The sequence below is a fragment of the Microbacterium sp. zg.Y909 genome (assembly GCF_024626565.1).
Window position 1 is genome coordinate 1 of the sequence record NZ_JANJFJ010000683.1, and the last position, 1084, is coordinate 1084.

Sequence of the window (1084 nt, forward strand, 5' to 3'; positions counted from 1 at the left end):
CTCGCCAGCGTGAGAGTCAGAGCTGCGGTGATCTTCTTCTTGCTGCTGAGCATGATGTCCTCCGGTTTTGGAAGCCGCCAGGACTGCGGCCATGACACCTCTTCGGAGCGGTCGCCCGATCGGATGGGAAACAATCCGATCCATCCGCCGGCACGAAGAACCCCCGACAGAAACGGGGACCCATGGAGCTCATCGTCATCGGCCTGCTCGGGGGTCTCATCACCGGCATCTCGCCGTGCATCCTCCCGGTGCTGCCGGTCATCTTCCTCACCGGAGGCGCGCAGTCCGCGCGCTTCGAGGGGGATGCCACGGTCATCCCCGCCCGCCGCAGCCGCCCCTACCTCGTCATCGCGGGGCTGGTGACGAGCTTCACCCTCGTCACCCTCGCCGGCTCGCTGCTGCTCGGGGCGCTGAACCTGCCGCAGGACGTCATTCGCTGGGTGGGCATCGCGGTGCTCGTGCTCATCGGTGTCGGATTGCTGGTTCCTCGGGTCGAGCAGCTGCTCGAGAAGCCGTTCCAATGGCTGCCCCGCCGCGAAGTCGCCAACAGGGGGAGCGGCTTCGCGGTGGGGCTCGCGCTCGGCGCCGTGTTCGTGCCGTGTGCGGGACCCGTGTTGGCGGCGATCATCGTCGCCGGCGCGACCGGACAGATCGGCGTGGACACCGTCGCGCTCACGGCATCCTTCGCCATCGGCGTCGCCCTGCCCCTGCTGGCCTTCGCGCTCGCCGGGCGCGGTCTCATCGAGCGGATCCGCGCGTTCCGCACCCGCGAGCGGGGACTGCGCATCGCCGCCGGCGTCGCCATGCTCGCCCTCGCCGTGGGCCTCGTCTTCAACGTGCCGCAACTGCTGCAGCGGCTCGTGCCCGACTACACCGCCGACCTGCAGCGGGACCTCACCGAGAACGAGGATGCCGCGCGCGCCCTGAACCTCGGCGGCATCGTCACCGACGAGAACCGCGAGCTCGACAACTGCACCAACGGCGCGACCGAGCTGGAGTCGTGCGGCACCGCCCCCGGCATCCGGGGGATCGAGGCGTGGCTGAACACGCCGGAGGGCGCCGGCATCGACCTGGCGGATCTGCG

1 protein-coding gene is annotated in these 1084 nt (G+C 69.8%); it reads left to right on the top strand.

The window, feature by feature from the left end:
* Positions 1-182: 182 nt before the first annotated feature.
* A partial coding sequence (locus NQ160_RS24120) for a cytochrome c biogenesis CcdA family protein (protein ID WP_257517499.1) occupies positions 183-1084 on the top strand: 902 nt, incomplete at its 3' end.